This window comes from Mycobacterium sp. (assembly GCF_032162105.1).
Lineage (GTDB): Bacteria > Actinomycetota > Actinomycetes > Mycobacteriales > Mycobacteriaceae > Mycobacterium.
In genome coordinates, this window is the sequence record NZ_JAVRPS010000622.1 from 1 (window position 1) to 3,754 (window position 3,754).

Sequence of the window (3,754 nt, forward strand, 5' to 3'; positions counted from 1 at the left end):
CAGACCGTCGACGCCGGAGCGGGCGCTCTCTTCTTGGAGCCGAGTCGCGCAGTCCACGACGTCGGACTCCGGTGTGTGCGCGCAGAAGAACCTCTCCCTTGCCATCTGAGGGGTGCTGACATAAGCCAATGACTTACCCGTGATCGAGATCTTCGTGAATTGCCATGGGTGCCGCTTGATCCACCGCAGGCCGGAGCCGAGAAAACCCCGCGGAGGAGTGGACGCGATCAGAACGCCGACAGGAGCGTCGCGCGACTCCAGATACTTCTGGACGATGAGGCCGCCCATGGAGTGTCCGATGACCACTGGTGGTCGTGGCAGGCCGTCGGCAACCAGGGTGACGTCCTCGACGTAGTCGGCGACCGAACAGGTGCGCAGCGGCTTCGCAGTCGGGCTGCTTCCGTGGCCGCGCAGGCTCAGGGCCAGCGCGCGATAACCCTTGGCTGCGAAGAAGTCGAGAAAGTGCTCATCCCAGCACCACGCTGCGTGCCAGGCTCCGTGGACGAAGAGCAGAGGGACGGGGTGGCATTCGCCGCCAGACCCCTTGTCGATTACCTCGAGCATGTCGCCCTGCGACCGGATGTTGGTGCCGACACGCAGGGAGTCGTCAGCCGGAGGCCGGCTCTTCCTCTGCTCTGGCAACTTTCAGAGCCCTTCTGGGTAGGGTTTCCTTGAGCAATGGCAACGTATCACCCGGGGCTGTCCGTCGTCTGCCGACGACTCGCCCGCGCTAGCCGGTCCACCGTGAAGATGTGGTGGCTGGTGTCGACATGACGGCGATCATCGACGCGAATGGGAGCGGTGAGCATGGACGGATTTCGTTTCGGCATCCTCGATGGGCTGGTCAACTCACGGTTGTCGGCGAGCATGCTCCCCCGGGCAAGTTACCTGACTGCCGCCGCGGCGGGTGCCGACTCGTTTTGGGTTGGCGACCACCTGAACTCGTTGATACCGCGCTCGCTTGCAACACGTGAGCATCTGGGCGTTGGGGTGAAGGTGGTGCCCAAGGTCGACGCCATCCTTGAACCGTGGACGATGCTTGGACACCTCGCCGCGAGGAGCCGGGTTCGCCGGCTTCGACTTGGCGTGTGCGTCACCGATGCCAGTCGCCGCACCCCGGCGGTCACGGCGCAGGCGGCCGCGACGCTGCATCTGCTCACCCGGGGCCGTGCGATCCTCGGCATCGGTGCCGGGGAACGCGAGGGCAACGAGCCCTACGGAGCCCAGTGGTCCAAACCAGTGGCGCGGTTCGAAGAAGGCATCGCCACGATTCGAGCGTTGTGGGATTCGTCCGGGGCGCCTGTGTCCCGTGAATCGCCGTACTTTCCGTTGCGTGACGCCGTCTTCGATCTTCCGCCCTACCGTGGGAAGTGGCCCGAAATCTGGATCGCCGCCCACGGGCCGCGGATGCTGCGGATCGCGGGACGCTACGCCGACGCCTGGGTTCCCTTCGTGCTCTCTCGGCCCACGGACTACGCGCGTGCACTCGAGACGGTGCGCACGGCGGCGTCCGACGCCGGTCGTGGTCCGAGCTCGATCGTTCCTGCGGTAGTGCGCACCGTCGTGACCGGTCGGCATCGCGACGACGTCGACGAGGCGCTGGACTCCGTCCTCGTGAAGGTGTCCGCGCTCGCCGCGCCTGCGGAAACGTGGGCGCGTCACGGTGTTCAGCATCCGCTGGGGACCGATTTCTCCGGCGTGCACGATCTGGTTCCGCAGCTCATCGACGAGCAGACGGCCTTGTCGTATGCGGCGAAGGTCCCGGCGTCACTGATGCGCGAACTTACGTTCACTGGGACGCCCGAGGACGTGCTCGACCAGGTAGCGGAATGGCGCGATCACGGCCTGCGATACCTTCTCGTCATCAACGGCAGCCAACTCAATCCAAGTCTGCGCAAAGGTCTCTCCGCAAGCCTGCCACTCCTCAAGACCCTTCGCGGACTCAAGAAACTGTGAGCTAGTGGCGCGCCCCCGGGCGCTACTCGCTGCCGTCGTGGCCGGCGCTGCCGGTCTTCTCGGTGGCCTTCGGCGGCTCGGTAACCTTCGAGACGGTGGAGCCGTCTTGGTCACGCGGGGAGCCCACCACACCAGCCGGGCGGTCGTGGGCGATGGCGCGTTCGCCGGCGGCCTGGCTCGGGTCCGCCTTGTTGCCGTCAGTGGCGTTGTCATCCTTGGCCACACCGTTCGGCGTGGTGCTCGGCGCGGTGGGCACCTCGACCGATGTGCTTGACGTACGCGCCGTTTGGCTCTCGTCAGGAGTTAACGCCGCCGTCTGCGCGCCCGTGTCCGTGCCCTCAGCCGCGGACTGGGCGGCGTCGGACTCGATGGCGACGCCAGCCTGAGCGTCGTGCGTTGCGTCGGCACGCACGACGTGCGAACCGGTGATCGCCTCCGCCTGACCGTCGTGCTCGGTCCCGGTCGACGCCACCGGTTGTTCCGTGACGACCTGCCGGGCAACGGTGTCGTAGTTCAGTTCGACATCACCCGCCACTGCGGCGGAAGACACGCTCGAGGTCTGCGCAGCCGCCGCACAGCTGGGGCAGAGGTCCTTGAGCAAACCCCTGAAGAAGCTAGGGATCACCGTATCCAGTCCGAGGAAGGGAATGTTTTCGAGCACGAAACTGTCTGGGACAAAGGGATTCCAGATGGTGATGACGGCGTTGACCAAGGCGGGCACGACACTGAGCACATCCGCGGGGGTGACCGTTGCGATCCCGGTTGGCGGTGCCACCAAACCATTGAGCAGACCACGTATCGGCGCCAGCGGATCCACGTGCACCGTTTCGCCGGACCATTCCTCCTCGTACCCGCCGACGGGGTTGATGACGGTGGGAAACGTGTAGCCCGAGATCAATTGCGTCAGTGGCACTTGAAAGAAGCCCTTGAGCAATGGGTACACATCGGGGCATTCGAGCGTGCAATTCGCGTTCATCGGGAGCTCGGCCTCGGCGATGACGTTGAGTGCGTCGCCAAGGGGCACCGATATCGCCGGGAAGGGCAGCAGCACGTTGACCAGCTGCTTCAACATCTCCGGGTTCGCGGTGTCCCAGCCGAAGACGTTGGTCGGGGTGAGCACGAACCAGTTCCCGCTGGCCACCAAGGAGTCCGCGAGCCCGTGCAAGGCCTTGACCTCATTGGCAGGCACGCTGAGTATCGCCTGCAACAGATTCAGCGGGACATTGGCGATGGAGTCGGCGGCCAGCCGTACTGCTGGGCTGGCGACGGGAAAGTCAGGCCGCTGTGGCTCTACCGGCGCGACGGCTATGACGCTGGCACTCAACAGTGCCGCGCTCGCTACGACGTATCGACGTACACCTGCATGCATGTGAGGACCTCACTCGGTTATGTATGTACCCCTTCCCATCTGGGGCTGGAGCTCCGTCGGTCTGGGCGCGCGAGGGTGTCATGCTATCGCGTAGTCGCTCAACGGGAATCGGTCTTGCTGCTTGACGGCGTCGTGCACCGACGTCGGCCGGAAGAGCGGCGCGTCCCCGCTGTGGTTGAACCAGTATGACCGTGAGGTTGCGCAGCTTCCCAGGCGGAACACCGAATCGTCGAGCAGTTCCGTCATCCGATCGAGAAAACGGGCGTTGGCTGCTTCAGTAACCTCGAAGGTTCGGCCACCGCGCCGCTGCAGTTCACCGAACAGCCGATCCATGTGCCGCATCTGGTATCCCACCGTGTTGAACCACGACAGACCGACCCACGCGTAGGGGCTTGCCATTGTCAAGAAGTTCGGGAAGTAGGGCACCGA

At 64.9% G+C, this 3,754-nt stretch carries 3 protein-coding genes and 1 pseudogene; 1 reads left to right on the plus strand and 3 read right to left on the minus strand.

The genetic code is table 11. The features are described 5' to 3' along the window. On the minus strand, positions 1-564 hold a 564-nt coding region (locus QOC69_RS31640), incomplete at its 3' end, for an alpha/beta hydrolase (protein ID WP_526446456.1). A 243-nt stretch (positions 565-807) separates the two neighbouring features. On the opposite strand from QOC69_RS31640, the gene QOC69_RS31645 reads away from it, so the two are divergent. Beyond that, on the plus strand, positions 808-1,956 hold the full coding sequence (locus tag QOC69_RS31645) for an LLM class flavin-dependent oxidoreductase (RefSeq protein ID WP_526446454.1): 1,149 nt from the start codon (positions 808-810) through the stop codon (positions 1,954-1,956). 22 nt (positions 1,957-1,978) lie between these two features. Here the strand turns inward: QOC69_RS31645 and QOC69_RS31650 are convergent, their stop codons facing one another. After that, the gene (locus QOC69_RS31650; RefSeq protein ID WP_526446455.1) at positions 1,979-3,325 is read right to left on the minus strand and encodes a hypothetical protein; all 1,347 of its coding nucleotides are present in this window, start codon (positions 3,323-3,325) and stop codon (positions 1,979-1,981) included. Positions 3,326-3,403: 78 nt separating this feature from the next. Then, positions 3,404-3,754, minus strand: a pseudogene (locus tag QOC69_RS31655) (NAD(P)/FAD-dependent oxidoreductase); the annotation flags it as partial.